Origin of the sequence: Streptomyces sp. TSRI0107 (assembly GCF_001905845.1) — a bacterium.
In the GTDB taxonomy this organism is placed as follows: domain Bacteria; phylum Actinomycetota; class Actinomycetes; order Streptomycetales; family Streptomycetaceae; genus Streptomyces.
On record NZ_LIVZ01000002.1, the window covers coordinates 172412 to 196878 of the forward strand.

The 24467-nt window shown below is 74.1% G+C and carries 20 protein-coding genes; 7 read left to right on the forward strand and 13 right to left on the reverse strand.

Annotation, left to right across the window (positions count from 1 at the left end; genetic code table 11):
- Window positions 1-59 precede the first annotated feature (59 nt).
- The gene (locus AMK31_RS04985) at window positions 60-923 is read left to right on the forward strand and encodes a phosphotransferase enzyme family protein (protein WP_073939138.1); all 864 of its coding nucleotides are present in this window, start codon (window positions 60-62) and stop codon (window positions 921-923) included.
- Window positions 924-972: 49 nt separating this feature from the next.
- On the opposite strand, the gene AMK31_RS04990 is transcribed toward AMK31_RS04985, so the two are convergent.
- The 4 genes from AMK31_RS04990 to AMK31_RS05005 form a co-directional block, all read right to left on the reverse strand.
- Window positions 973-1701: a 3'-5' exonuclease gene (locus tag AMK31_RS04990; RefSeq protein ID WP_073939139.1), complete on the reverse strand. Its 729-nt coding sequence runs from the start codon at window positions 1699-1701 to the stop codon at window positions 973-975.
- 120 nt (window positions 1702-1821) lie between these two features.
- A complete protein-coding gene (locus AMK31_RS04995; protein ID WP_073939140.1) occupies window positions 1822-3069 on the reverse strand; it encodes an SAV2148 family HEPN domain-containing protein in 1248 nt (415 codons plus the stop codon).
- A gap of 102 nt (window positions 3070-3171) precedes the next feature.
- On the reverse strand, window positions 3172-4503 hold the full coding sequence (locus tag AMK31_RS05000) for a copper amine oxidase (protein ID WP_073939141.1): 1332 nt from the start codon (window positions 4501-4503) through the stop codon (window positions 3172-3174).
- A gap of 88 nt (window positions 4504-4591) precedes the next feature.
- On the reverse strand, window positions 4592-5434 hold the full coding sequence (locus AMK31_RS05005) for a Tat pathway signal sequence domain protein (RefSeq protein WP_073939142.1): 843 nt from the start codon (window positions 5432-5434) through the stop codon (window positions 4592-4594).
- Between the two features lie 181 nt (window positions 5435-5615).
- Here AMK31_RS05005 and glgX point away from each other — a divergent pair, with 181 nt between their 5' ends.
- Complete coding sequence (gene glgX, locus AMK31_RS05015; protein ID WP_073939143.1) at window positions 5616-7733, forward strand: glycogen debranching protein GlgX; 2118 nt, start codon at window positions 5616-5618, stop codon at window positions 7731-7733.
- Window positions 7734-7783: 50 nt separating this feature from the next.
- Here glgX and AMK31_RS05020 read toward each other — a convergent pair whose 3' ends face one another.
- Window positions 7784-9067, reverse strand: coding sequence for an MFS transporter (locus tag AMK31_RS05020; RefSeq protein ID WP_073939144.1), 1284 nt, complete (start codon window positions 9065-9067; stop codon window positions 7784-7786).
- 81 nt (window positions 9068-9148) lie between these two features.
- On the opposite strand from AMK31_RS05020, the gene treY reads away from it, so the two are divergent.
- On the forward strand, window positions 9149-11506 hold the full coding sequence (treY, locus tag AMK31_RS05025; protein WP_073939145.1) for a malto-oligosyltrehalose synthase: 2358 nt from the start codon (window positions 9149-9151) through the stop codon (window positions 11504-11506).
- On the opposite strand, the gene AMK31_RS05030 is transcribed toward treY, so the two are convergent.
- Entirely contained in the window at window positions 11427-12404 is a 978-nt protein-coding gene (locus AMK31_RS05030) for a LysR family transcriptional regulator (RefSeq protein ID WP_073939146.1), read from the reverse strand. The genes treY and AMK31_RS05030 overlap by 80 nt on opposite strands.
- Before the next feature lie 162 nt (window positions 12405-12566).
- On the opposite strand from AMK31_RS05030, the gene lpdA reads away from it, so the two are divergent.
- Window positions 12567-14006 (forward strand): dihydrolipoyl dehydrogenase, encoded by a 1440-nt coding sequence (gene lpdA, locus AMK31_RS05035; RefSeq protein ID WP_073939147.1) that lies wholly within the window; start codon window positions 12567-12569, stop codon window positions 14004-14006.
- 132 nt (window positions 14007-14138) lie between these two features.
- Window positions 14139-15386, forward strand: coding sequence for a M14 family zinc carboxypeptidase (locus AMK31_RS05040; protein ID WP_073939148.1), 1248 nt, complete (start codon window positions 14139-14141; stop codon window positions 15384-15386).
- Window positions 15387-15460: 74 nt separating this feature from the next.
- Here the strand turns inward: AMK31_RS05040 and AMK31_RS05045 are convergent, their stop codons facing one another.
- From AMK31_RS05045 to AMK31_RS05055, 3 genes are all read right to left on the reverse strand, one after another.
- Entirely contained in the window at window positions 15461-15937 is a 477-nt protein-coding gene (locus AMK31_RS05045) for an SSI family serine proteinase inhibitor (protein WP_073939149.1), read from the reverse strand.
- The gene (locus AMK31_RS05050; protein ID WP_073939150.1) at window positions 15934-17337 is read right to left on the reverse strand and encodes a M14 family zinc carboxypeptidase; all 1404 of its coding nucleotides are present in this window, start codon (window positions 17335-17337) and stop codon (window positions 15934-15936) included. The genes AMK31_RS05045 and AMK31_RS05050 overlap by 4 nt, the downstream gene beginning before the upstream one ends.
- A 63-nt stretch (window positions 17338-17400) precedes the next feature.
- On the reverse strand, window positions 17401-17952 hold the full coding sequence (locus tag AMK31_RS05055; protein ID WP_073939151.1) for a DUF1707 and FHA domain-containing protein: 552 nt from the start codon (window positions 17950-17952) through the stop codon (window positions 17401-17403).
- A 174-nt stretch (window positions 17953-18126) separates the two neighbouring features.
- On the opposite strand from AMK31_RS05055, the gene treZ reads away from it, so the two are divergent.
- Window positions 18127-19872: a malto-oligosyltrehalose trehalohydrolase gene (gene treZ, locus AMK31_RS05060; protein ID WP_073939152.1), complete on the forward strand. Its 1746-nt coding sequence runs from the start codon at window positions 18127-18129 to the stop codon at window positions 19870-19872.
- 28 nt (window positions 19873-19900) lie between these two features.
- Here the strand turns inward: treZ and AMK31_RS05065 are convergent, their stop codons facing one another.
- The 3 genes from AMK31_RS05065 to AMK31_RS05075 all read right to left on the reverse strand — a co-directional run bounded on the left by AMK31_RS05065 (window position 19901) and on the right by AMK31_RS05075 (window position 22812).
- On the reverse strand, window positions 19901-20887 hold the full coding sequence (locus tag AMK31_RS05065) for an aminoglycoside phosphotransferase family protein (protein ID WP_073939153.1): 987 nt from the start codon (window positions 20885-20887) through the stop codon (window positions 19901-19903).
- Between the two features lie 52 nt (window positions 20888-20939).
- Window positions 20940-22070 carry an aminopeptidase P family protein gene (locus AMK31_RS05070; RefSeq protein ID WP_073939154.1) on the reverse strand — a complete coding sequence of 377 codons (1131 nt, stop codon included), beginning with the start codon at window positions 22068-22070 and terminating at the stop codon, window positions 20940-20942.
- Between the two features lie 115 nt (window positions 22071-22185).
- Window positions 22186-22812 (reverse strand): LysE family translocator, encoded by a 627-nt coding sequence (locus AMK31_RS05075; protein WP_073939155.1) that lies wholly within the window; start codon window positions 22810-22812, stop codon window positions 22186-22188.
- A 180-nt stretch (window positions 22813-22992) separates the two neighbouring features.
- Between AMK31_RS05075 and AMK31_RS05080 the strand changes: the two genes are divergently transcribed.
- The gene (locus AMK31_RS05080; RefSeq protein ID WP_073939156.1) at window positions 22993-23745 is read left to right on the forward strand and encodes a metallophosphoesterase; all 753 of its coding nucleotides are present in this window, start codon (window positions 22993-22995) and stop codon (window positions 23743-23745) included.
- 12 nt (window positions 23746-23757) lie between these two features.
- Here the strand turns inward: AMK31_RS05080 and AMK31_RS05085 are convergent, their stop codons facing one another.
- Window positions 23758-24354 (reverse strand): PDZ domain-containing protein, encoded by a 597-nt coding sequence (locus AMK31_RS05085; protein WP_073939157.1) that lies wholly within the window; start codon window positions 24352-24354, stop codon window positions 23758-23760.
- Window positions 24355-24467: the final 113 nt, after the last annotated feature.

Here is a 24467-nt window from a genome sequence, read left to right on the forward strand (position 1 = left end):
TCGCGGATCGGCAGGTCGCGGGTCGGCGGAACGACGGATCGAGAAGACGGAGGCGGACGATGGACGAGGCACTGGCGCGGGACGTACTGGCCGAGGCGGGTGTGCTGCCCGGCCCGGCAAGGGACGCCCGGCTGCTCGCCCTGGGCGAGAACGCCGTGTTCGCCGCCGGGGACCTGGTCGTGAAGGTGGGCCGGGACGCCGAGCTGCTGGACCGCGCCCGCCGTGAGCTGGACATCGCGGGGTGGCTGGAAGAGGCCGGTGTCCCCGCGGTGCGGGCGGCCGAGCCGAAGGCGCTGCTCGTCGAGGGCCACCCGGTGACGGTGTGGCACCGGCTGCCCGATGCCGTGCGGCCCGCCGAGCCGCGGGACCTCGCCGAACTGCTGCGGGTCGTCCACGCGTTGCCCTCCCCCTCGTTCGATCTGCCGCCCCGCGAGCTGCTGGGCGGTGTGGAACGCTGGCTGCGTCTGGCCGGCGATGCCGTCGACCCGGCGGACGCGGCGTATCTGCGCGAGCGCCGGGACGGTTTCGCGGCGGCCGCGGCCGCGCTCACCCCGCATCTGCCGCCGGGGCCGATCCACGGCGACGCGCTGCCCCGCAATGTGCACATCGGCCCCGACGGGCCGGTCCTGGTAGACCTGGAGACCTTCTCCGCCGACCTGCGCGAGCACGACCTGGTGGTGATGGCCCTCTCCCGCGACCGGTACGGGCTGCCCGCCGAGGCGTACGACGCGTTCACCGGGACCTACGGCTGGGACGTGCGCGCCTGGGAGGGCTGTACGGTGCTGCGCGGCGCCCGCGAGACGGCGAGCTGCGCCTGGGTGGCCCAGCACGCGCCGAGCAATCCCAAGGCACTGGCCGAGTTCGAGCGCCGGGTGGCGTCACTGCGGGACGGGGACGAGACGGTGCGCTGGTACCCCTTCTGACGGACCACTCGGACCGGGCTCCGAGCCCCGCCCCGGTCCACCCGTCAGCTCAGAGCTGCGCCGCCCCGGCCGGCTGCTCCCGCAGCGGCCAGTTGCCGTCGATCACCGCGTCCCGCTCGCCCTTGCGGCGCAGGAAGTTCTGGAAGTCCGCCGCCCAGTCCGCGTACCACTCGATCTGGCGGCGGTGCAGTTTCGCCGGGCCGAGGGCCGCGATCTTCGGGTGGCGGTCGGCTATCGCGCCGGCCAGGCGGGCGGCGGCCAGGGCGTCGGCGGAGGCGTCGTGGGCGGAGTCGAGGGGAACGCCGTACTCCGCGCAGACCGCTTCGAGGGTGCGCTTGCCGCGGCGGTAACGGTCGGCCCGGCGGTCGATGGTGTACGGGTCGACGACCGGGGCGGGGTCCTGGCCGCCGAGGCGCTCGCGCAGGGACGGCAGTCCGTGCCGGCGCAGTTCGGCGGAGAGCAGGGTCAGGTCGAAGGAGGCGTTGTAGGCGACGACCGGGACGCCCGCCTTCCAGTACCCGGCCAGGACGTCTGCGACGGCGTCGGCGACCTGGTCGGCGGGGCGGCCCTCGGCGGCCGCGCGTTCGTTGCTGATGCCGTGCACGGCGACCGCGTCCGCCGGGATCTCGACTCCCGGGTCGGCCAGCCATTCCTTGCGGCCCAGCGGCTGCCCGTCCCTGACCTCGATGACGGCGGCCGTGACGATACGCGCCTCATGCGGATCCGTCCCGGTCGTCTCCAGGTCGAAGCCGATCAGCAGCTCGCGGTGCCAGCCCATGGGCGGTCCCCCTTCTCGGTGGTGCTTTCCCCCAGTGGTCTCCACCTTCGCATGCGCCACTGACAATCGGCGGCCCGCGTTCCGGTCACCTACCCCACCGGGCATTCACGACACCGGCATTCAGGACACAGGTCGCGAATCGGCCCAGGCCACCTCGAACTCCTCCCGGTACGTGGAGAAGAGCCCGGCGTCCAGCGCCCCGTCCTGTTCGTCCGCCTTGACCACCCGGCCGCCGTTGCGCAGCACCAGCACCGGCGCCTCCATGCCGCGGGTGCGCCGCAGATAGGACTGCACGACCGCGATGCCGTCGGAGCCGTCGCCGTCGACGAGGTAGGCGGTGAAGCGCGGTGTCTCGTCGAAGACCTGGATCTCGAACGCGCCCGGGTCGCGCAGCCGGGCCCGCACCCGGCGCATGTGCAGGATGTTCATCTCCACGGCCCGGCTCAGCTCACCGCGTTTGATGCCCAGTTCGCGCTCGCGCCGCTTCACCGCGCTGGAGGCGGGGTTGAGGAACAGCAGCCGGGTCCGGCAGCCGGCCTCGGCGAGACGGACCAGGCGCCGTCCGGAGAAGTTCTGCACCAGCAGGTTGAGGCCGATGCCGATGGCGTCGAGGCGGCGGGCGCCGCCGAAGATGTCCTCGGCCGGGAACTGGCGCATCAGCCGCACCCGGTCCGGGTGGACGGCCACCACGTCGGCGTACCGGTCGCCGACCAGGTCCTCGACCGCGTCGACGGGCAGCCGGCGGGCCGACGGCACGTCGCCGCCCGCGCCCAGGATCTCCAGCAGCCGCGCGGAGGCCCGCTCGGCCTGGCCGAGCACGGCCTCGGAGAGGGCGCGGTTGCGGGAGACGACGTTGCGGGTGACCTCCAGCTCGTCCAGGGCGAGTTCGACGTCCCGGCGCTCGTCGATGTACGGCTCGAAGCAGGGCCAGTGCTGCACCATCAGCTCGCGAAGCTGCGGCAGGGTGAGGAAGCTGAGGACGTTGTCGTCGGCGGGGTCGAGCAGGTAGCCCTTGCGGCGGCTGACCTCGCGGACCGCGACCGCGCGCTGCACCCACTCCTGTCCGGCCGGTCCGGCGGCGGCGACGACCCACTCGTCGCCGTGGACGGGTTCGTAGATGGGGCGCAGGACGGCGGCCACGACGGCGCGCATCCGCTGCTCCACGAGGTTCAGCCAGATGTAGGCCCGGCCGGCGCGCTGGGCGCGGGTGCGCACCTCGCGCCAGGCCTCGGCGTCCCAGTCCAGCTCAGGGCCGATGGAGTTGGTCTCCATCGGCCTGGCCAGGGACACCGTGCCGGGCGGGACGTCTGTGGAGTTCCCCTCGTGACCCTCGTCACCTGGGGGCAACTCCAGCCCTCCCGAGCCCACCCGCGCACCGCCTTCCGTTCCCGGGCACTCCCCGTGTCAACGATCAAGGAAGGGTACTCCGGGAGCGGTGGGCGGTGCAGCCGGATGGGCAGGCCGGTTTTCTCAACTTCCCCGGGTGACGCGCCCGTTCTGGTCGGCCAGCTCCTTCGGAGTGAGCGGATTCATAGCGGTGACGTCGCGCGGGGCGATGGTGAAGCCCTGCCAGTGAACGGGCATCGGCTGCTGGTCCTCGTCCCGTGCGACGTGGTGGAAGCCGATGTTCATCCAGACCACGGGCCGGGTGAGGGTCTGCCCGTCCACCCACTTGTCGACGGACTTCCCGGCGCCGGTGCCGCAGTGGTGCGGGTTGTCACTGGCGTACTGTTCGCACTTCTTGTACTCGGTGAAGTAGACGTCGTGCTTGGTGAACGCCCGGCCGGGGTACTTGGCGGTGGGTCCGGGCACCAGTTCGTAGGAGCGCGGGTGCCCGTCCTTGTTCTTGCCGGCCGTGCTGACCACGCGCCACCAGCGCATGTTCTTGGAGTCGCCGGCGAGTTCCTTGGTGACCTTGGTGCGCGTGGTCTTGTTGGACGGTGCCGGGCGGCCCTGGGAGGGCGGGCTGACGACGGAGTCGTACTGTTCGATCTTCGTTTTGGAGGAGCCGTCGAGGCCGAAGTTGAGCCGCCAGAAGACGTTGTGGCTGTGACTGGTCGCCTTGTCCTTGGCACCCTTGCCGATCGGCCAGCCGAGGCCGTCCCCGGCGTCGTAGTCCCTGGGCGAGAGGCTGCCGGTCGCGCCGACGTTCATGGCGATCGTGCCGTCGTCGGAGAAGCGCCACTCGGTGATGTACTCGTACCAGTCGACCTTGTTGACGCTGTAGACGAGCAGGTCCTTGCCCTGCTTCTGGTAGGACTTCCCGCCGTCCGACAGCCAGCGGTAGGCGTGGCCGCGGGAGCGGGTGGTGGTGCACAGGCCCTTGACGTTCGAGCTGTCGGAGTACGAGGGCTCCGGGACCTTGACCGTCTTGATGGTGCCGCCGGGGCACTCCCCGGGCGACAGGTTCATCAGCCCGTTGCCGAAGAAGTACTCCGTCAGGTCGTTGAACTCGTTGCCGCCGTCGTCGTACGGCACGTGGATCTGGGCGAGCTTGGCGCTGTTGAGCACCTTGATCGGGCGGGGTTCGCCGGGCGGCTGGTAGGAGACGTCCTCCAGGACGATCCCGGCCCGGCTCTCGAACCGCCAGCACATCCGCCAGGTGGTGCCGGAGGCGAGCTTCTGCTCGATGCGGTAGGCGGCGCCGCAGTCGGCGGCGGGCGCGGCGGGGGCGGCCTTCGGCTGTGCCGCGGGCTGGGCGGCGGCCGGTCCCGCGCCGGCCGCGGCTCCGGCGGCCAGCGCTGCCACGGTGAGCCCCACGGCCGCGCGCGTGCGGGCACGGCTGAATCTGTCGAGGCGCATGGAAAAGTGACTCCCTTACAGGAGGACGCGGGTCCTCCGACGGAGGGTGAGTTGGAAAGGCGAACCCTCGGCGGGTTCATCGGCGGGCTCAGTCGCGGTCGAGCGCGGCGACCTTGCGGGTGCTCAGGTCGACCACCAGGTGCCCGGCGTCGATCCACGGGCCGTTCCTGACCTTCGGGTACAGCCGCGCGCAGCGGTGCTCACCGCACTGGTCGAGGACGGCGGGCTGGGCGCCCGGGGCCGACTTGTAGATCATGCTGTGCAGCTGGAGCTGGTCCGCGGAGGTGAGCTCCTTGCCGGTGGCGTCCTCGTAGTCCGCCTTGAGGCCCGCGGCCAGCGGGTCGGCGAGGAGCAGCCCGGCCGCCTCGTCCTGCTCGGCGCGGCTCAGCGGCGGCTGGACGCCGCGCTGGGTGGCGGTCGCCTCCACCTTGCCGGTCTCCAGGTTCACCGTCCTGGTGACGAGGGTGTCGTCCTTGTAGTCGTAGAAGGACACCTCGGCGCGCCGGGGCGCGTCCGGGTCGTCGAGTTCGTCGGCCTCCGGCTCGGCGAGGTCCAGGCCGACGCGCTGCGGGCCGCGGTCGCCGTCGACGTCCTCGCTGGAGCGGAAGAGCTGTTTACTGAGGGCGAGCCGTTCGACCCGCGCCCGTTCGTCGTCGGTGAGCGGGTCGCGGCCGGTGCCGGTCTCCTCGTCGGCCGGCGCCTCCTCGACGACGCCCGGCCCGACGGCCGCTCCCTGGTCCTGAGTCCCCTCCGCCCGGTTCTCCCCCTGGGCCGGCTGCCCGGTCGTGCGGCCCGACGCCGGCCCCCCGGCCGTGTCGTCCGCCCCGGCCGTGCCCGGCAGGGTGATCGCCATCATCAACGCGGTCCCCGCGACCGCGATCCCCGTTCCCGCCACCACCTTGCCCAGATGGCGGCGCACTGTGTCGCGCACATCTCCCCCTACTCCCCCGGTCCGCATGGGAGTACGTTTCTGCCCCGCTGGTTCGGCATACGTCGTATGCACTGGTCGACCGGTAAGAGGGAAGTAGGGCAGAGGAGGTTCCCTCACTTTCGAAGGAGACTCGGGCCCAAGGCACCCCCCGTGGCGCGGCACACCTGGAAGAGTCGTAACCATGCAGGTCTGGCCTGGAGAGGCGTATCCACTCGGCGCCACGTATGACGGCGCCGGCACCAACTTCGCGGTCTTCACGGAGGCCGCGGACCGAGTAGAGCTGTGTCTGCTGCACGACGACGGCTCGGAGACGGCGGTGGAACTACGGGAGAGCGACGCGTTCGTACGGCACGCGTACCTGCCGGGTGTGATGCCGGGGCAGCGGTACGGCTACCGCGTGCACGGCCCGTACGCGCCGGAGCGCGGGCTGCGCTGCAATTCCGCGAAGCTGCTGCTCGACCCGTACGCCCGTGCGATCAGCGGGGCGGTCGACTGGGGCGAGGAGGTGTACGGCTACCACTTCGGCGCGCCCGACCGGCGCAACGACCTGGACTCCGCGCCGCACACCATGACGTCCGTCGTGGTGAACCCGTACTTCGACTGGGGCGACGACCGGCGGCCCCGGGTCGAGTACCACCGGACGGTGATCTACGAGGCCCATGTGAAGGGCCTGACCATGCGCCATCCGGGGCTCCCGGAGGAGCTGCGCGGCACCTACGCGGCCCTGGCCCATCCCGCGGTCATCGAGCACCTCACCGAGCTGGGCGTGACCACCCTCGAGCTGATGCCCGTACACCAGTTCGTCAATGATCACCGTCTGGTGGACATGGGCCTGAACAACTACTGGGGCTACAACACGATCGGCTTCTTCGCCCCGCACAACGCGTACGCCTCCTGGGGCGACCGCGGGCAGCAGGTGCTGGAGTTCAAGTCGGCGGTCCGCGCGCTGCACGAGGCGGGTATCGAGGTCATCCTGGACGTGGTCTACAACCACACCGCCGAGGGCAACCACCTGGGCCCGACGCTGTCCTTCCGGGGCCTGGACAACGCGCAGTACTACCGGCTCGCGGACGACCCCCGCTACTACATGGACACCACGGGGACGGGCAACTCGCTGCTGATGCGCTCCCCGCACGTGCTCCAGCTGATCATGGACTCGCTGCGGTACTGGGTGACCGAGATGCACGTCGACGGGTTCCGCTTCGACCTCGCCGCCACCCTGGCCCGGCAGTTCCACGAGGTGGACCGGCTGTCGTCGTTCTTCGACCTGGTGCAGCAGGACCCGGTGGTGTCCCAGGTGAAGCTGATCGCCGAGCCGTGGGACGTCGGCGAGGGCGGCTACCAGGTGGGCAACTTCCCGCCGCTGTGGACCGAGTGGAACGGCAAGTACCGGGACACGGTGCGCGACCTGTGGCGGGGCGAGCCACGCACGCTCGCGGAGTTCGCCTCCCGGCTGACCGGGTCCTCCGACCTCTACCAGGACGACGGCCGGCGCCCGCTGGCCTCCATCAACTTCGTCACCTGCCACGACGGCTTCACCCTGCACGACCTCGTCGCGTACAACCACAAGCACAACGAGGCCAACGGCGAGGACAACCGCGACGGCGAGAGCCACAACCGGTCCTGGAACTGCGGGGTGGAGGGCGACACCGACGACCCCGGTGTGCTGGAGCTGCGCGCCCGCCAGATGCGCAACTTCATCGCCACGCTGATGCTGTCCCAGGGTGTGCCGATGATCAGCCACGGCGACGAGTTCGCCCGCACCCAGCGCGGCAACAACAACGCCTACTGCCAGGACAGCGAGCTGTCCTGGGTGGAGTGGCCGGACGGCGAGGGCCTCGGCCCGGAGATGCTGGAGTTCACCCGGGCGATGGTGTGGCTGCGCAAGGACCACCCCGTCTTCCGCCGCCGGCGCTTCTTCCACGGGCGGCCGGTGGAGGGCACGCACGACGACCTGTCCGACATCGCCTGGTTCACCCCCGAGGGCCGGGAGATGACCCAGCGGGACTGGGAGTCGGCGCAGGCCTCGGCCCTGTCGGTGTTCCTCAACGGCAACGCCATCTCCGAACCGGGACCGCGCGGGGAGCGCATCGGCGACGACTCCTTCCTGCTGATGTTCAACGCCTCCCCCAGGCCGCTGGACTTCGTGGTGCCGGTCAACCACGGCCGCCAGTGGCAGGTCGTCGTCGACACCGCCCTCCGGGAGGGGGTGCAGCCGGGCACGGGCGCGAAGGTGGCGGCCGGGGAGCGGATGCGGCTGCTGGACCGGAGCCTGACGGTGCTGCAGCGGCCCGCGTAGATCCTGGCTTGCCCGGCTAGGGCTTGTCCCCGGCTAGGGCTTGTCCCCGGCTAGGGCCTGCCCGGCTTTTCGGGCACGCGCGCGTGGAGGGAGTTCTCGGCGCGTCCGGAGTACGTCGTCGGACGCGCCGTCAGCGCGATCGCGCAGGCCGGCGCGGCCGCCAGGCTCGCCACCGCGAAGGCCGCTCCGGGTCCGTGCGACTCGGCGAGCCGGCCGGTGAGGGCGAGCGCCAGGGCCTGGCCGCCGACGAGCGCGCTCGTCGCGAACGCCATCGCCTCGGCGAGCCGGGCTCGCGGGACCACTCGTTCGGTCAGCCCGAACACCGTGATCAGGTGCGGGGCGTAGGCCACGCCCAGCACCGTCACGACGGCGTACAGGGCGCCCAGGCCGTCCGTGGCCATCAGGGGCAGCGACAGCGCGCACGCCGCCGCGGTGGCCGTCCGCCAGCGTGCCGTCAGCCCGAAGCGGGCGGGTACGGCGGCCATGGCGAGCCCCGCGACCGCGCTCATCACGCCCATCGCGGCGTACACCAGCCCGGCCTGCTCCGGCCGCCCCAGCCGTTCGGTGAGCGCGGTGATGCCGGCCTGGCAGGCGCCGAACATCGCGCCCTGGAGCGCGAGGGCGGCCCGCAGGGGGTGGACCGCGCGGGGCATCCGGGGCCGGGACGGGGCGGCCGGGGACTCGGGGGCGGGGCCCGAGCGGGTCGGTGCCGTGGCCCGCGCGGTCGGGTGGAGGGCGAAGCCGGTGCCGCAGACGGCCACCAGGAGGGCCGCCAGCGCGACGGCGTGACCCGGATGGGCGACGACCGCCGCGAGGCCGACCAGGGCGGGTCCGAGCACGAAGGAGATCTCGTCGAGGGTGCTCTCGAAGGACAGCGCCGCGCCCACCGTGGCGTCCGGGGCCCCGGAGCGGCGGGCGAGGGCCACCAGACGGGTCCGCGCGAGCGGGCCGATCAGCGGCACCGACGCGCCCGCGAGCGCGCCGAGCAGGACGAGCAGCGGCGTCGGCGGACCGGCGAGCGCGCCCGCCACCAGCGCGGTGACGGCGAGCGCGTTGAGCAGGGAGCAGGCGAGCACGACCGGGCGCTGGCCGTGCCGGTCGGCCAGCCGGCCCACCAGCGGCCCGCACGCCACCTGCCCGAGCGCCAGCGCGCCGCCGGTCAGGCCGGCGACGGCCAGGGACCCGCTGGTGCGGGCGACCAGCAGCACGCTGCCGAACTGGATGGTCGCGGTCGGCAGCCGCCCGAGGAACGACACGGCCGGCAGCAGCGGCCCGGTCAGCGCGATCACCTCGCGATAGGTCCCCAGCGTGCGGCGCAACCCAGTGCTTCCCATCGCTCGAAGCTAGCCACGCGCGCGGGTGCGCGCGGAGGGGACGATGACACGAAACACCGCAAGGCGGGTATGTGGCTTTGCATGACACCTGAGCGCCCTGACCGCGCGGTGCCCACCGCCACGTACCGGCTTCAGTTGCAGCCCGAGTTCCCGTTCGCGGCCGCCGCGGCGGCCGTACCGTACCTGGCCTCGCTCGGCGTCTCGCACCTGCACCTGTCCCCCGTGCTGGAGGCCGTCCCGGGCTCCGTGCACGGGTACGACGTCGTCGACCACGCGCGCGTGCGCGCCGAACTGGGCGGTGAGGACGGGCTGCGCGCGCTGTCCCGTACCGCGCGGGAGCACGGTCTGGGTCTGGTGGTGGACATCGTGCCGAACCACATGGCCATGGCCCCGCGGCACAACCGGGCCCTGTGGGAGGTGCTGCGGGAGGGACCGAAGTCGGCGTACGCGCGGTGGTTCGACATCGACTGGGAGGCGCAGGGCGGCCAGGTGCTGCTGCCGGTGCTCGGTCACCCGCTCGGCGCGGAGCTGGAGCACCTGTCGGTCGACGGTGACGTGCTGCGCTACCACGACCAGGTGTTCCCCTTGCGCGAGGGCACCGAGGACCTGCCGCTGCCCCGGCTGCTGGACGCGCAGTGGTACCGGCCGGTGTGGTGGCGGCTGGCCCGTACGGAGCTGAACTACCGGCGGTTCTTCAGCATCTCGGAGCTGATCGGGGTGCGGGTGGAGGACCCGGAGGTGTTCGACGCCACGCACGCCACCGTGCTGCGGCTGCTGCACGAGGGAGTCGTGGACGGCCTGCGCGTCGACCACCCCGACGGTCTCGCCGACCCCGACAGCTATCTCCGGCGGCTGCACGAGGCCACGGGGGGCCGCTGGACGGTGGTGGAGAAGATCCTCTCCGACGACGAGCACCTGCCGGCGTCCTGGCCGGTCGCGGGCACCACCGGCTACGACGCCCTGCGGCGGGTGGACGGCGTGTTCACGGACCCGTCCGGGGCCGCCGAACTCCTCTCCCGCTACCGGCGTTTCGCGGCCCCCCAGACTGACCGGGGCGGGCACTGGGAGGCGACCGCGCGGCGGGCGGCGTACCGGGTCCTGGAGCACGAACTGGCCACCGAGGTCGACCGGCTGACCCGGGTGGCGAACCGGCTGTGCGCCGCGTCGCCGGATCCGGCGCTGCGCGACCGCGCGCCCTGGGCCCTGCACACCGCGCTGCGCGAACTGCTGGTCCGCATGGAGGTCTACCGGCCCTACGAGTCCGGCGACCCGGCGCTGGTCGTCACCGAGGAGGCCGCCGCGCGGGCCCGGTCGGCGTTCGCCGTGCCGGAGGAGGCCGGCGCGGTCGACGTGGTCCGCGAGCTGGTGCTCGGGCGGCACGGTGGCGGACCCGACCAGCTGGAGTTCCGCACCCGGTTCGCGCAGACGGCGTCGGCGCTGCGCGCGAAGTCGGTGGAGGACACGGCGTTCTACCGCTACGTGCCGCTGCTGTCGGCCACCGAGGTGGGCGGGAACCCGGGGCGGCCCGCGGTGTCCCCGGAGGAGTTCCACGCGTACTGCGCGCGTGTGCAGCGCGACTGGCCCCTCACCGGGACCGTCGTCTCGACGCACGACACCAAGCGCAGTGCGGACGTGCGGGCCGCGCTCATGGTGCTGACCGAGTGCCCGGAACGCTGGGCGGACGTGCTGGGCGAGGTGAGCCGCGCCGACACCGGCGCGCCGGACGGGCAGCTGGCGTGGGCGGCCTGGCAGACCGTGTTCGGGCTGGGGCCGGCCGACCCGGAGCGGGTGCGGGAGGCGCTGCTGAAGCATGTGCGCGAGGCCGGGATGTACACCAGCTGGACGGAGCAGGAGCCGCCGTACGAGGAAGCGGTGGCCGCGTTCGTGACGGCCGGGCCGTGCGGGGCGCCGGGCGAGCCGGTGGCCCGGCTGCGCCGCGCGCTGGAGCCGCACATCCGGGCCAACGTGCTGGGCACCGCCCTGGTGCATCTGACGATGCCGGGCGTGCCGGACGTGTACCAGGGCACGGAGGCGGAGTACCGGGCGCTGGTCGATCCGGACAACCGGCGGCTGGTGCGGTTCCCGCCCGAGGACCCCGGCGACAAGGGCGCGGTGACGGCGGCCGCGCTGCGGCTGCGGGCGCGGCGGCCGGAGGCGTTCGGGGACACGGCGACGTACACGCCGCTGGCCGCCGAAGGGCCCGCGGCGGCGCACCTGCTGGCGTACGCGCGTTCGGGGCAGGTGGTCACGGCGGTCACCCGGTTGTCCCTGCGGCTGGCGGAGGCGGGCGGCTGGCGCGACACCCGGCTGGCGCTGCCGCCGGGACGCTGGGCCGACGTGCTCGGCACCGGGCGGGAGTTCAGCGGGTACGCGCGCGTGGCGGAGCTGCTGGAGTCCCTGCCGGTGGCGCTTCTGGAGCGGGTCGGCGAGGAGGAGTGAGCCGGGCCGGTGCGGTGCTCTGCGGCCAGCGGGCCCGCAGGAGGTCCACGAAGGCCTCCGCGACGCCGGTCGGGGGCACGCGCGTGTAGACGCTCAGTGTGCGCTTCCACGGCGGGTCGGGCGACACCACCACGCAGTCCTCGCCGACCGCGCCGCGCACGATGTGCGAGGGCACGGCGCACACCCCGACCCCGGCGGCGGCCATCCGCACCGCCGTGGAGCTGTGCTCGGTCCACACCGCGCTGCGCGGGACGAATCCGGCGCGGCCGCACGCCCAGTCGAGGATGCGCCGGCCGTGGACGAAGGGTTCCATGGAACAGCGAATCCAGGCGCGGTCCGCGAGTTCGGGCAGCGACACCGTCGTACGGCCGGCGAAGCGGTCGTCGAACGGCAGCACGAGGACGATCTCCTCCTCGCCCACGGGCAGGATCGTGCCGCTCCAGTCCGCGGGGGCCGGCCCGAGGGCGAGGTCCGCCGTGCCGCGTTCGACGGCGTCCTGAAGGGATTCCGTCTCGGCGTACTCGTGCAGGCGCAGCACGACGCCCGGGTGGGCGGTGCGCCAGTGGGCGAAGACCTCAGGCAGGACACCGACCGCGAGGGCGTGGACGGCCGCGACGTGCAGTTCGCCGCCCTCGGCTCCGGCGGTGGCGCGGGCCGCGCGGCGCGCCTGGGCGGCACTGCGGACGGCGACCTCGGCGTGCGGGCGGAAGGCGCGGCCCATCGGCGTCAGGCGTACTCCGCGCGGGAGGCGTTCCAGCAGTTCGCCGCCGACCGACCGCTCCAGGGCCTTGATCTGGTGGGACAGCGCCGGCTGGGACACGTGCAGCACCTCGGCGGCGCGGGTGAAGGACTGCTCCTCCACGACCGTGAGGAAGTACTCCATCTGACGCAGACTCATGCCCCGACCGCCCCGCACCCGCTCCCGTGTCCGCGTCACCCACGCGGCGCGCCGCCATGGACGCCGACATGGACGACGCCATGGCTGCCATAAACGTCCTTCATCGAATCCACAAGAACATTGCCTTGGACGTATGGCAAGGGCCGGGCGGAGGCTGGGCGCATGGACACAGCGGACGTCATCGTCATCGGCGGCGGCACCGGCGGTTACAGCACCGCCCTGCGCGCCGCGGCCCTCGGTCTCGACGTGGTGCTCGTCGAGCGCGACAAGGTGGGCGGCACGTGCCTGCACCGCGGCTGCATCCCGAGCAAGGCGATGCTGCACGCCGCCGAGCTGGTGGACGGGATCGCGGAGGCGCGCGAGCGGTGGGGGGTGAAGGCGACCCTGGACGCGGTGGACTGGTCGGCGCTGGTCGCCACCCGCGACGACATCGTGGCCCGCAACCACCGGGGCGTGGAGGCGCATCTCGCGCACGCGGGCGTGCGGGTCGTACGGGGGAGCGCGCGGCTGACGGGGGCGCGCTCGGTGCGGGTGGACGGCGTGGGCGGCGTGGACGGGCGCGGGGGCGCGGAGGGCGTGCGTGACTTCGCCGCACGCCGGGGAATCGTGCTTGCGACCGGCTCACGCCCGCGCACGCTCCCCACGCTCACACCCGACGGCCGGCGCGTGGTGACCAGCGACGACGCGCTGTTCGCGCCCTCGCTCCCGGCCTCCGTGCTGGTGCTGGGCGGCGGTGCGATCGGTGTGGAGTACGCCTCGTTCCACCGCTCGATGGGCGCGCAGGTCACCCTCGTGGAGGCCGCCGACCGGATCGTGCCCCTGGAGGACGCCGACGTCTCCCGGCATCTGACGCGCGGTCTGAAGAAGCGCGGGGTCGACGTGCAGACCGGCGCCCGGCTGCTCGACGCGGAGGTGCGGGCCGACGGCGTACGCGCCCGGGTGCGCACCGCGCGGGGGGAGACCCGCGTGATCGACGCCGAGCGGCTGCTGGTGGCGGTCGGCCGGGTGCCGGTCACCGACGGCCTGGACCTGGCCGCCGCGGGCCTCTCCACCGACGAGCGGGGGTTCGTCGCACCGGCCGACTGGAACCGTCTGGAGACGGCCGTGCCGGGTGTGCACGTCGTCGGCGACCTGCTGCCGCCGCCGTCCCTCGGACTGGCCCACGCCTCGTTCGCGGAGGGCCTGCTGGTGGCGGAGACGCTGGCCGGGGTGCCGTCCGTGCCGGTGGACCACGCGGCCGTGCCCCGCGTGACGTACTCGTCGCCGCAGACCGCGTCGGTGGGTCTGAGCGAGGCGGAGGCACGCGCGCGGGGGCACGAGGTCGACGTCAACACCATGCCGCTCACCGCCGTGGCGAAGGGCATGGTGCACGGGCAGGGCGGGATGGTGAAGGTCGTCGCCGAGGCGGGCGGCGGACGGGTGCTCGGGGTGCACCTGGTCGGCCCCCATGTGTCGGAGATGATCGCCGAGAGCCAGCTGATCGTCGGCTGGGACGCCCAGCCCGACGACGTGGCCCGGCACGTGCACGCGCATCCGACCCTGTCGGAGGCGGTCGGCGAGGCGTTCCTCACGCTCGCCGGGCGGGGCCTGCATCAGCAGTGAGTCCGGTGCCGGGCAGCGCGGGCGTGCTCCCGGGCGCCCCCTGGAGGCTCCCCCGTGGTGCCGCGCGGTCTCCTTGACACCGTCCCGAGAGCGTGCGGTACTGCCGGTGCGAAGCCGGGCGGACGTACGGGGGTGAGTCCTCTGCCGGAGCTGCGCTACCCCACCGTGGCCGAACAGGTCGCCTCCGCGCGGACGCTGGCCGCCTCGTACCCCGGCTTGTGCACGCTCCGCGCGGTGGGTGTCTCCCGCGCGGGCCGTCCGCTGCACCTGCTGTCCGTGGGACGCGCGCGCCGCGCGGTGCTCGTCGTCGCGGGCGCCCACGCGAACGAGCCGGCCGGCCGTTCCACGCTCCTCGCGCTCGCCGGACGGGTGGCGGCCGAGCGACGGCTGCGGGCGGGGACGTCCTGGCACTTCCTGCTGTGCGCGGACCCGGACGGGGCGAGCCTGCACGTGACGCCGGCGCCGCGCAGTCTGCTCGACTACCACCGCGGCTTCTTCCGGCCCGCCGGACCGGAGCAGCCCGAGTGGTCCCCCGCCGTGCTGCCCCCGGACCGGCTGCCGCCCGAGACCCGCGCCCTGACCGGCGTGATAGACGAGCTGCGCCCCTACCTCCAGGTGACGCTGCACGGGACGGATCTGGGTGGCAGCTGGGTGCAGCTGACGAAGGACATCCCGGGCCTCGCGGAGCCGTTCGGCAAGTCCGCGGCGGAGCTGCGCATACCGGTGGAGACGGGCGCCTCCGACGCGGCGGGCTGGCCCGCCTCGGGTCCGGGCGTGCATGTGATGCCCGCGCCCGGCTCGGTGGCCTACCCGAGCATGCCGGACGACGCCCGGCGCAGCACGTGGTACCACGCCCACCGGTACGGCGGGCTGACCGCGGTGGTCGAGGTGCCGATGTGGGCGAGCGACCTGGTGGACGATCCGGCACCGCATCCCGCGCCGGGCGCGGCGCTCCGGCGGCTGGCGGACCGGCTGCTGCGGGACGCGCTGGCGGTGGAGGACGTGCTCGCCGAGGCGCTGCCGCGCCTGGACGGCTTGGACGGGCCCCTGCTGCGGGCCGCCCGGTGGGCACTGGAGCTGGTACCGGGGCTGGCGGCGGACCTGCGGCGGACGCCGCCGGCGGACCACACGATGGCGTACGTCGGCAGTGTGGACGCGTTCGCCCGGCGGCTGCCGCTGCGGGCCGCGGCGATGCTGCTGCGGGTGCTGCGGGAGACCGACGACCGCGCGGTGCCGCGGCTGGAGCAACTGGTGACGGGATGGAGCGACGCCTTCGCGCACCGGTTCCGGGCCCGCTGGGTGCCGTTGGAGCACCAGGTCGAGCACCAGTCCCGCACGGTGGTCGCGGCGGCGCTGCACGCGCGCGACAGGGCGGTGTGAGGCGTCCCGCGCCTGTGCGTTCCAGGAATCGCGCCCCACGCGCACGTGCCCGTCCCCGAGCCCGCCCAAGCCCTTCAGGAATCCAGCGCGAACACCGCTCCCGTCACCGCCTCCAGCTGACAGGTGTTCGAGAAGGTCTCCCGGTAGTCGACCGGCCGTCCCCGCCACTGTCCGCGCGCCTGGGCGGTCACGGGCGCGTAGATCATCGCGCAGGCGGCACCCTCGGGCGCGGCACGGCGGATGCCGCCGCCCAGGGCGTCGAGCTGGGCGCAGGCCTCGCCGGCCCGTGCGTGTCCCCGGGGCGGGTCGCACAGGAGCAGGACGGCACGCGTGGTGCCGGAGGGGGCGCCGCCGGGGCGGAGCCAGCCGGGGCCCGGGGACAACGCGTCGCCCCGGGTGACGGTGAGGTGGAGCCAGGTGCCCGGGCCGCCCGCGGGGACGGGCTCGGCCGCGGCCCGCGCCGGTGCGGGGGCGACGGCGAGCGCGGCGAGCAGGGCGGCCGCCGTCGGCAGACCGCGCCGTACGGCTCTCGCTGTGGTGGTGTGCGTCATTCCCGGTGCATCGGCACGACCGGCTCGGAGCCCCAGTCCGGCTCACCCGAACGGGAGCGCGCGGACGGCTGCCGCGCGGCCAGTTCGAACGCGGCGAGGACCACGCGGGACTGGTACTCGGTCTGGCGTGCCACCGGGACCCACTCGGCTCCGCAGCCGTCGCGGTAGTCGGCGCACCACGCGTCGAGGAGCCGGTTCAGCTCGGGCAGCGCGCCGGCCGGGTCCCGGCCCGCCCCGGTGACGAGCTGGTGCAGCAGTCCGGCGGTGCGCAGGGCGAGGCGGCGTCCGGCGATGCGCAGGGCGGTCAGGTGGGCGACGTCGAGCGGCGGCAGGGGGCGGCGCCGGTCGTCGAGGTCGGGGTCCCAGGCGTCGGCGAGGCCGGGGCAGACGAGCAGGTAGTCGTCGACCGGCGCCAGCAGGCGGGCCGCGTCCGGTACGCCGGCGGTGTACGGGCGGAGCCGGGCTAGGAGGTCCCGCAGCAGCCGGGTGTCGTGCCGCAGGGTGTGGCTGACGGTCCGCAACCGCGCCTCCGGGTCGGCGGGCACGGTGTCGTCCTCCACGGCCCCCACGCCCCACATGGGTGCCTCGACGACGGCCGTGACGGTGCCGTACCGGTGCGGGTGGAACCAGGTGGACTCGACGGCGGCCTCGGTGATGGCCGCGACCCGGTCGCCGCGGCGTGGCGGCGGGATGCGGTAGACGGCGGGGCCGAGGCACGGCCAGTACAGGGTGTCGTAGGGGCCGAGTTCGCGCGGGACGCCCATCCGGGCCGCGATGCGGGCGACGCGCCCGGCGAGGCCGGGCAGGTCGCGGGTCAGCTCGACGAAGCCGCCGCCGACGTCGACGCCGTGCAGCGAACACTGGAAGAAAGGTTTCAGCTCGTCCTGGAGCGCGAGCAGGGCCCGGGTTTCCGGCAGGGTGGCGCCGGCCGCGCCGTCGGGCAGCCATTCGGGCTGTTCCAGGAAGCCGGGGCGGAAGAAGTGCCGGAAGTAGCGGCCGAGGCGGTACGGGCCCGTCAGCCAGCCCTCGTTGCGGCGCAGGCCGTCGGGGTCGAGGCAGAGCAGCAGGTTCCAGGTGGCGTCGGCGCCCTCGGTCAGGCGCGGGTCGGCGAGGGCGCGCTCGGCCAGGCGCAGCACGGTGGCGCCGCCGACGGGCTCGTTGGCGTGCGGTCCGGCGACGATCAGGGCCTGGCGGCGGCCGTGGCCGATCGAGAGCAGCCACAGGGGCGTGCCCGCGCGGGAGGTGCCCACGCGGCGCAGCCGGGCGTCACGCGGATGGCGGGCGGCGAGGGCGGCGGCCCGGGCGCCCAGCTCGTCGACGGTCGGATAGCGCAGGAGGGGCGGCAGGGCACACCTCCGTCGTGACGCTGCGGGTTCACCTGGTGTACGTGGTGTACGCACAGTCAGTCACGACTTCAGGTGTACGTCAACACTGCCACCGCGCGTGCGACTTGGCCGCGCGGCTCAGTGCGCGGCGAGCCGGAAGGCGACCTGCCCGAAGGACACCTGGTCGCCCTCGCGGACGACGGTGGCGCCGATGACGCGGCGGCCGTTGACGGCGGTGCCGTTGGTCGAGCCGAGGTCCCGCAGGATCCACATGCCGCCCTGACGGCTGAGTTCGGCGTGCACGCGGGAGACCGTCTCGTGGCTCAGCCGCAGGCCGCTGGCGGGGTCGCGGCCTATGCTCAGCGGGCGGCCGGCCGACGGGTGGGGCAGCAGCAGCTTGGGCAGCCGTTCGGCCTGCCAGGCGCGGCGCAGCCGCTCGGTGAAGCCGGACACGGCCTCGACGCTTCCGAACACCAGCCGGGAGAAGCGGCCCTCGGTGGGCAGGTCGGCGGTGAGCGCGGCCAGCTCGTCCGCGTGGCGGGCGGAGAGGGCCAGCTCCATGCGCCGGATGAACGTGTCATGGGACAGCCGGCCCATGGCGACGCCGTCACGCAGAACCTTCAGCGCCTGGTCGCGCTCCGCGTCGGAGGGCCGCGCGAGAGAGGTCGGGAACTCGAAAGACGACGTCACGGTGGTGATTGTCGGTCAGTGAACCCCGGGTGTCCAGAAATCGGGAAATCGGCGACCACGCGCGCGTACCCGACGACACCGGGGGTGAATCGGGAAGATGCAAAAGCGGATTGATCCATTTTGGCGCACCATGGACGGGCTACATCACGGTGAGCAGACGAAGGGGAACCGTCCGTGCAGTTCGAGGTGTGGGCACCGCAGGCCGGCCGAGTGACGCTCCACTGCGAGGGGGGCACGCGCGCGATGGAGGGCGATCCGGAGCGCGCGGGATGGTGGGTCGCCGAGGCGGAGGCGCGGGACGGCACCCGCTACGGCTTCGCGCTGGACGACGGCCCCGCCCTGCCCGACCCGCGCTCGCGGCGGCAGCCGGACGGCCCGGACGGGCTGAGCGCGGTCGTCGACCACGGGCGTCACGCGTGGCGCGCGAAGTGGTCCGGGCGTCCGCTGCCGGGGGCGGTCCTGTACGAGCTGCATGTGGGCACGTACACCCCGGAGGGCACCCTGGACGCGGCCGCCGAGCGGCTCGGGCACCTCGTGGAACTGGGCGTGACGCACGTGGAGTTGATGCCGCTGTGCCCGTTCCCCGGGCGGCACGGCTGGGGGTACGAGGGGGTGTCGCTGTGGGCGGTGCACGAGCCGTACGGCGGCCCCGAGGGGCTGAAGCGGTTCGTGGACCGGGCCCATGAACTGGGGCTGGGCGTGGTCCTGGACGTCGTGCACAACCATCTGGGCCCGTCCGGCAACTACCTTCCGGCGTTCGGCCCGTACTTCACCCATACGCATCAGACGCCCTGGGGCGCGGCCGTGAACCTGGACGCGCCGGGCTCGGACGAGGTGCGCGCGTACCTGGTCGGGAGCGCGCTGGCCTGGCTGCGGGACTACCGGATCGACGGGCTGCGGCTGGACGCGGTGCACGCGCTGGTGGACACGCGCGCGTACCACTTCCTGGAGGAGCTTTCGACGGCGGTGGACGGGCTGGCCGCCGAAGTGGGGCGGCCGCTGTTCCTGATCGCGGAGTCCGACCTGAACGACCCACGGCTCGTCACCCCCCGCGCGGAGGGCGGTTTCGGGCTGCACGCGCAGTGGAACGACGACTTCCATCACGCCCTGCACACCGCGCTGACCGGCGAGGGCCAGGGCTACTACGCGGACTTCGCGCGCGCCCCGATGAAGGCGCTGGCCAAGACGCTGACCGGCGGGTACTTCCACGACGGCACGTACTCCAGCTTCCGCGGCCGATGTCACGGGCGGCCCCTGGACCGCACCCGGGTGGCCGCGCACCGGCTGCTCGGCTACAGCCAGACGCACGACCAGGTCGGCAACCGGGCCGTGGGCGACCGGCTGTCCGCGTCCCTCTCCCCCGGGCTGCTGGCCTGCGCGGCGACGCTGACGCTGACCGGGCCGCTCACCCCGATGCTGTTCATGGGCGAGGAGTGGGCGGCGGGCACGCCCTGGCAGTTCTTCACCGACCACACCGATCCCGAACTGGCGGAGGCGGTACGGCAGGGCCGGCGGCGGGAGTTCGCGGCGCACGGGTGGGCGGCGGAGGACGTCCCGGACCCGCAGGACCCGGCGACCCGGAACCGCTCCTGCCTGGACTGGTCCGAGCCGGAGCGCGAGCCCCACGCGCGCGTGCTCGCCTGGTACCGCCGCCTCATCGCCCTGCGGCACGCGCAGCCGGACCTCACCGACCCCGACCTGGCCGACATCAGGGTGGCCTACGACGAGGAGGCCCGCTGGCTCGCCTTCCGGCGCGGTGACGTGTGCGTGGCCGTGAACCTGGCCGGGGAGCCCGCCGCGATCCCCCTGGGCACCCGTCCCGCCCGGATCCTCGCCGCGTGGGAGCCGGTGGACGTACCGGACGCGGAGGGACTGCTGCGGGTGCCGGGGGAGTCGTGCGTGGTGCTCGCACAGCCCTGAGCGGACGTCCTGCTCGCACACAGGACGGCTACGGGGTGTCGTCCGCGCTGTCCGTGTCGCTGCCCGCGTCGGTGTGCGTGCCGGTGTCCGCGTCCTCCCGCAGCTCCGTCACACGCTCCAGCAGGATCGGTTCCCACGCGCGGCGCAGCTGGAAGCGCAGGAGGGGCAGCGGGGCGGAGGTGCGGCCCGACAGGGTCTCGGCGAGGTTGAGGACGCTGTCGCAGCGGGCCAGCCAGAGGCCGCGCAGGCAGGGGCGGGCACCGTAGCCGGCGAGGGTGGCGGCGCGTACGGCCGCGGGGGCGCCCAACGCGCGCGCGAGTCCGGCGATGTCCTCGGCGGGGTCGCCGACGACCGCGTCGGCCCAGCCGAGGACGGCACGCACCCGTCCGTCGGCGCTCACGACCAGGTGCTCGCCGGTGAGGCCGTGGTGGACGAGGACGGCGCCGCCGGGCTGCGCGGCGAGCTGGACGGCGGCGGCCGGGGTGAGCTGGTGCAGGCGCGCGGCGTCGAACTCGTCGGCGGCGGCCAGGCGTTCGGCGGCGTGCCCGGCGGACCGGCGCAGCGTCTCCAGGGACCGCGGGGCGGTGCGCGGCACGCCCAGTGTCTCGGCCTGCCGCAGCGGCACCTCGCGCAGGCCGGTGAGCAGCCCGGCGAGGTCGGCCTCGCCGATGGCCGAGACGTCGTGCTGTTCGCCGGAGCCGCCGGGCACCTTGCTGTCCAGCGTGTACGTGAGGCCGGGCGCCCACTCGCCGTGCGCCACGCTGGCCGGCACGGCGACCGGGAGGTACGGCCGGACGAGGTCGCGCAGCCGCAGCTCGCGGCGCTGCCGGACGGCCGCCTCGGCGTCGGGGGCGAGGCGCAGCACGTGGCGGGTGCCGACCCACCAGGTGGCGGGCTGCTCGCCGCCGGCGATCGGCCGGACGTCGGGGCCCGCGGCGGAGCCCGCGCCCTCCCTGAGCAGGGAGCGGACCAGTCGGCGGACGGTGTCCTCGGTGGGTGTCGGTGCCTGGGTCATGGTCGGACCGTTGTCGTGTGCGGGCGTACGGGGACGGGGTCGTGGTGTGCGGTCAGTCCACTATCACCATCTCGCGCGGGGTGTCGTTCAGACGACGGCCGCCGTCCTCGGTGACGGTCACGATGTCCTCGATGCGGACGCCGAAGCGGCCCGGCAGGTAGACACCGGGCTCCACGGAGAAGCACATGCCCGGCACCAGGGGCTGTTCCTCGCCCTCGATCATGTACGGCGGTTCGTGCGTGGTGACGCCGATGCCGTGGCCGGTGCGGTGGATGAAGTACTCGCCGTACCCGGCGTCGGCGATGACCGCGCGGGCAGCCCGGTCGACGTCCTGGCAGGCGGCACCGGGCCGCACCGCGCGGAAGCCCGCCTCCTGGGCCTCCCGGACGAGGTCGTGGACCCGGCGCTCCTCGTCGGTGGGTTCGCCGACGTGGACCGTGCGGGAGGTGTCGGAACCGTAGCCGTCCTTCAGGCCGCCGAAGTCGAGGACCACCATGTCGCCGCGTTCGATGACGCGGTCGCCGACCTCGTGGTGCGGGTTGGCGCCGTTCGGGCCGGAGGCGACGATGGTGAAGTCGACCTGGGCGTGCCCGAACCTGCGCAGCAGACCGGCGAGGTCGGCGGCGAGGTCGGACTCCCGGCGGCCGGCGAAGGGAACCTTCCGGATCTCCTCGAACGTCGCGTCGGCGGCGGCTCCCGCGGCCGCCAGGAGCCGCAGTTCCGCCTCGTCCTTGACCGCGCGGAGCATCGGCAGGGCCTCGGTGAGGGAGGCGTAGGCGGTGTCGGGCAGCGCCTTCTGCAGGGCCAGCAGGTGCATGGCCCAGGCGTTGTCGCTGACGCCGAACCGGCCGGTGCTCTCGAGGAGGGCGGCGGTGGTGGCGTACGGGTCCTTGCCGTCGGTCCAGTCGCGCAGCGTCAGCGCGGGCGCGCCGGCCGCCTTCTCGGCGTCCGGGGCCTCCAGGGTGGGGACGACGAGGACGGGGTCCTGCCCCGCGGCGAGGACGAGCAGGGTGAGCCGTTCGGTGTCGGCGGTGGGCGCGTAGCCGGTGAGCCACACCAGGTCCGGGCCCGGGGCGACGAGCAGCCCGGCCAGTCCCGCGTCGGCGGCCGCCCGCGCGGCGCGCTCCATGCGGGCCCGGTAGTCGTCGGCGGTGAAGGGCGCGAGCTTACTGCTGCCGGTCATCCTGGCCTCCTCGGCGGGGGTGGGAGCCACGGGCAGCATCCTGCCCGGACGGCGGGGGCGGCGCGAGCCGGTGTGCGGCGCTTTCGGGACTTTCGAACGGGCGGGCGGCCACGGGTCAGCCCTCCAGGGCCATACGAGCGCCCAGCAACAGCAGCACGCCGCCCGAGACCTGCTCCAGCCGCCGGCGTGCCCCGGCACGGGAGAGGACGGCCTTCATCCGGCCGACGAACCACACGTACAGGCCGTAGTAGCCGACCTCGAAGACGGCCCAGATCGCGGCGAGGGCGACCATCGCGGGCAGGTGCGGGGCGCCTTCGGGGACGAACTGCGGCAGGAAGGACAGCGCGAACACGGCCGCCTTGGGGTTGGCGAGGTTCAGCAGCAGCCCCGCGCGGTACGCGGACCAGCCGCTGCGCTCGACGGTCTCCCAGGCCTCCCCGGCCTCGCCGGTGCGGCGCATCCGGTGGGCCTGCCGCAGGGCCTGGACGCCGAACCAGACGAGGACGGCGGCGCCGACGATCCGCATCACGTCGTACGCCATCTGGGAGGCGGTGAGCAGGGCGGTGAGTCCGAATGCCGCGGCCACGCCCCAGACGAAGACCCCGGTCTCGTTGCCGAGCACGGTCAGGAAGCCGGAACGGCGGCTGCGCAGCGACTGCTTGATGATCAGGACGGTGCTTGGTCCGGGCGAGGCGGCGATCAGGGCGCAGGCGCCGAGGAAGGCGAGGAGGGTGCTCAGCATGGGCCTCATCGTCGCGCCGCGCGGTCGGGGCCGACCAGTGGTTTTCGGGAGTCCGGGACGGCCGCACCTCACCTCCACCTAATGGTTGGGGGTTGATCATCCATTACGACTAATGCTTTGATTCGGCCGAACCGTTAACCAGGCAGACCGCCGGACCCCCGGCCGCAGGAGGCGCTCGCCGTGCTCGTAGTCGCACACATCAGTGATCTGCATCTGGACGGGAGCGCGCGGGCCACGGAGCGCGCCGAGCGGGTGAGGGACCGGCTGTGGCGGCTGCCGGGGCGGGTGGACGCCCTGCTGGTGACCGGGGACATCGCGGACCACGGCGCCGAGGCGGAGTACGAGGAGGCCGCCCGGATCCTGGGGCTGCGGGACGGCGGGGCGCCGTTCCCGGTGCTCACGTGTCCCGGCAACCACGACGCCCGGGCGCCGTACCGCAAGGCCCTGCTGGGGCGGCCGGCCGCCGACGGGCCGGTCAACAGCGTGCGGGTCTTCGACGACGCCGCCGTGCTGATGTGCGACTCCAGCATTCCGGGGCGGGACGACGGGGCGCTGGAGGACGAGACGTACGCCTGGATCGAGGCGACGCTCGACGGGCTCGGCGGCGGGCGCCGGGCGCTGCTCGCCTTCCACCATCCGCCGGTGGCGCTGCACCATCCCCTTCCCGACTCCTACCCGTTGGGCGAGCCGGACCGGCTGGCCGCGCTGCTGGCACGCCGGCCCGAGATCGCCGGGCTGATCACGGGCCACGCGCACACGCCCGCGGCCACCGTGTTCGCCGGACGCCCGCTGGTCGTCGGGCCCGGGGTGACGTGGACGCTGCGGCTGCCGTGGGAGGGCGAGCAGGTGGCCGACAGGGACGCCCCGGTCGGGCTGGCCTTCCACGTCCTGGACGACGAGGGGCGGCTGACCACCCACTTCCGGGTGGTGTGAGCGCGGACCGGGTCAGGTCACGACCGCGGGAGCGACCGAGAGCTGCTGGTAGCCGCCGCTGCGGTGGCGCACCGTCAGGGTGACGTGCTCCCCCGGCCTCGCCCGGTCGACGGCACGGACCAGGTCGGCCGCCGAGTCGATCCGGGCGCCGTCGAAGGTGAGGAGCACGTCGCCGCGGACGAGCCCCGCCGTGTACCCGGGGCCGGGCACATGGACCCCGACCACCTGGGCGCCGGCCTTCTCGGCGTCCACGACCTCCAGGCCGAGGGCCGCCCCGGCGGCCGGCCGGGGCACGGACACGCCGGTGCCGGCCGAGGCCGACGGGCCGGCCGGGACCGCCGGTGCCTGCGCCTGATGACGGGCCTGGTGCCGGGTCTGGCCCCGGAACTCGGCGAGTTCACGCATGCCGACGACGGTCGTGCCGACCGTGCCCAGCCCGACCCCGGCCAGCACCAGGACCGTCCCGGCGCACAGGCCGAGCAGCAGGGTCGTGAGCCGTCGGCCGCGCCGGCGCACGGCGTGCGGGCGCCGGGCGGAGTCGCCGCTCCGGCCGCCCCCGCCGGGGTCCTGACCAGGCATCGGCTTGGGACGCAACGCAGTCTGTTCCATGGATCGCCTCCGGCTGGTGCCCTACCCGGAGCACCAGCGCACGACGTGCCACGAACGAGTGAGACTGACCGGTGGCCGGACGAGGGAATCCTTGGACGCCGCACCACCGGCAT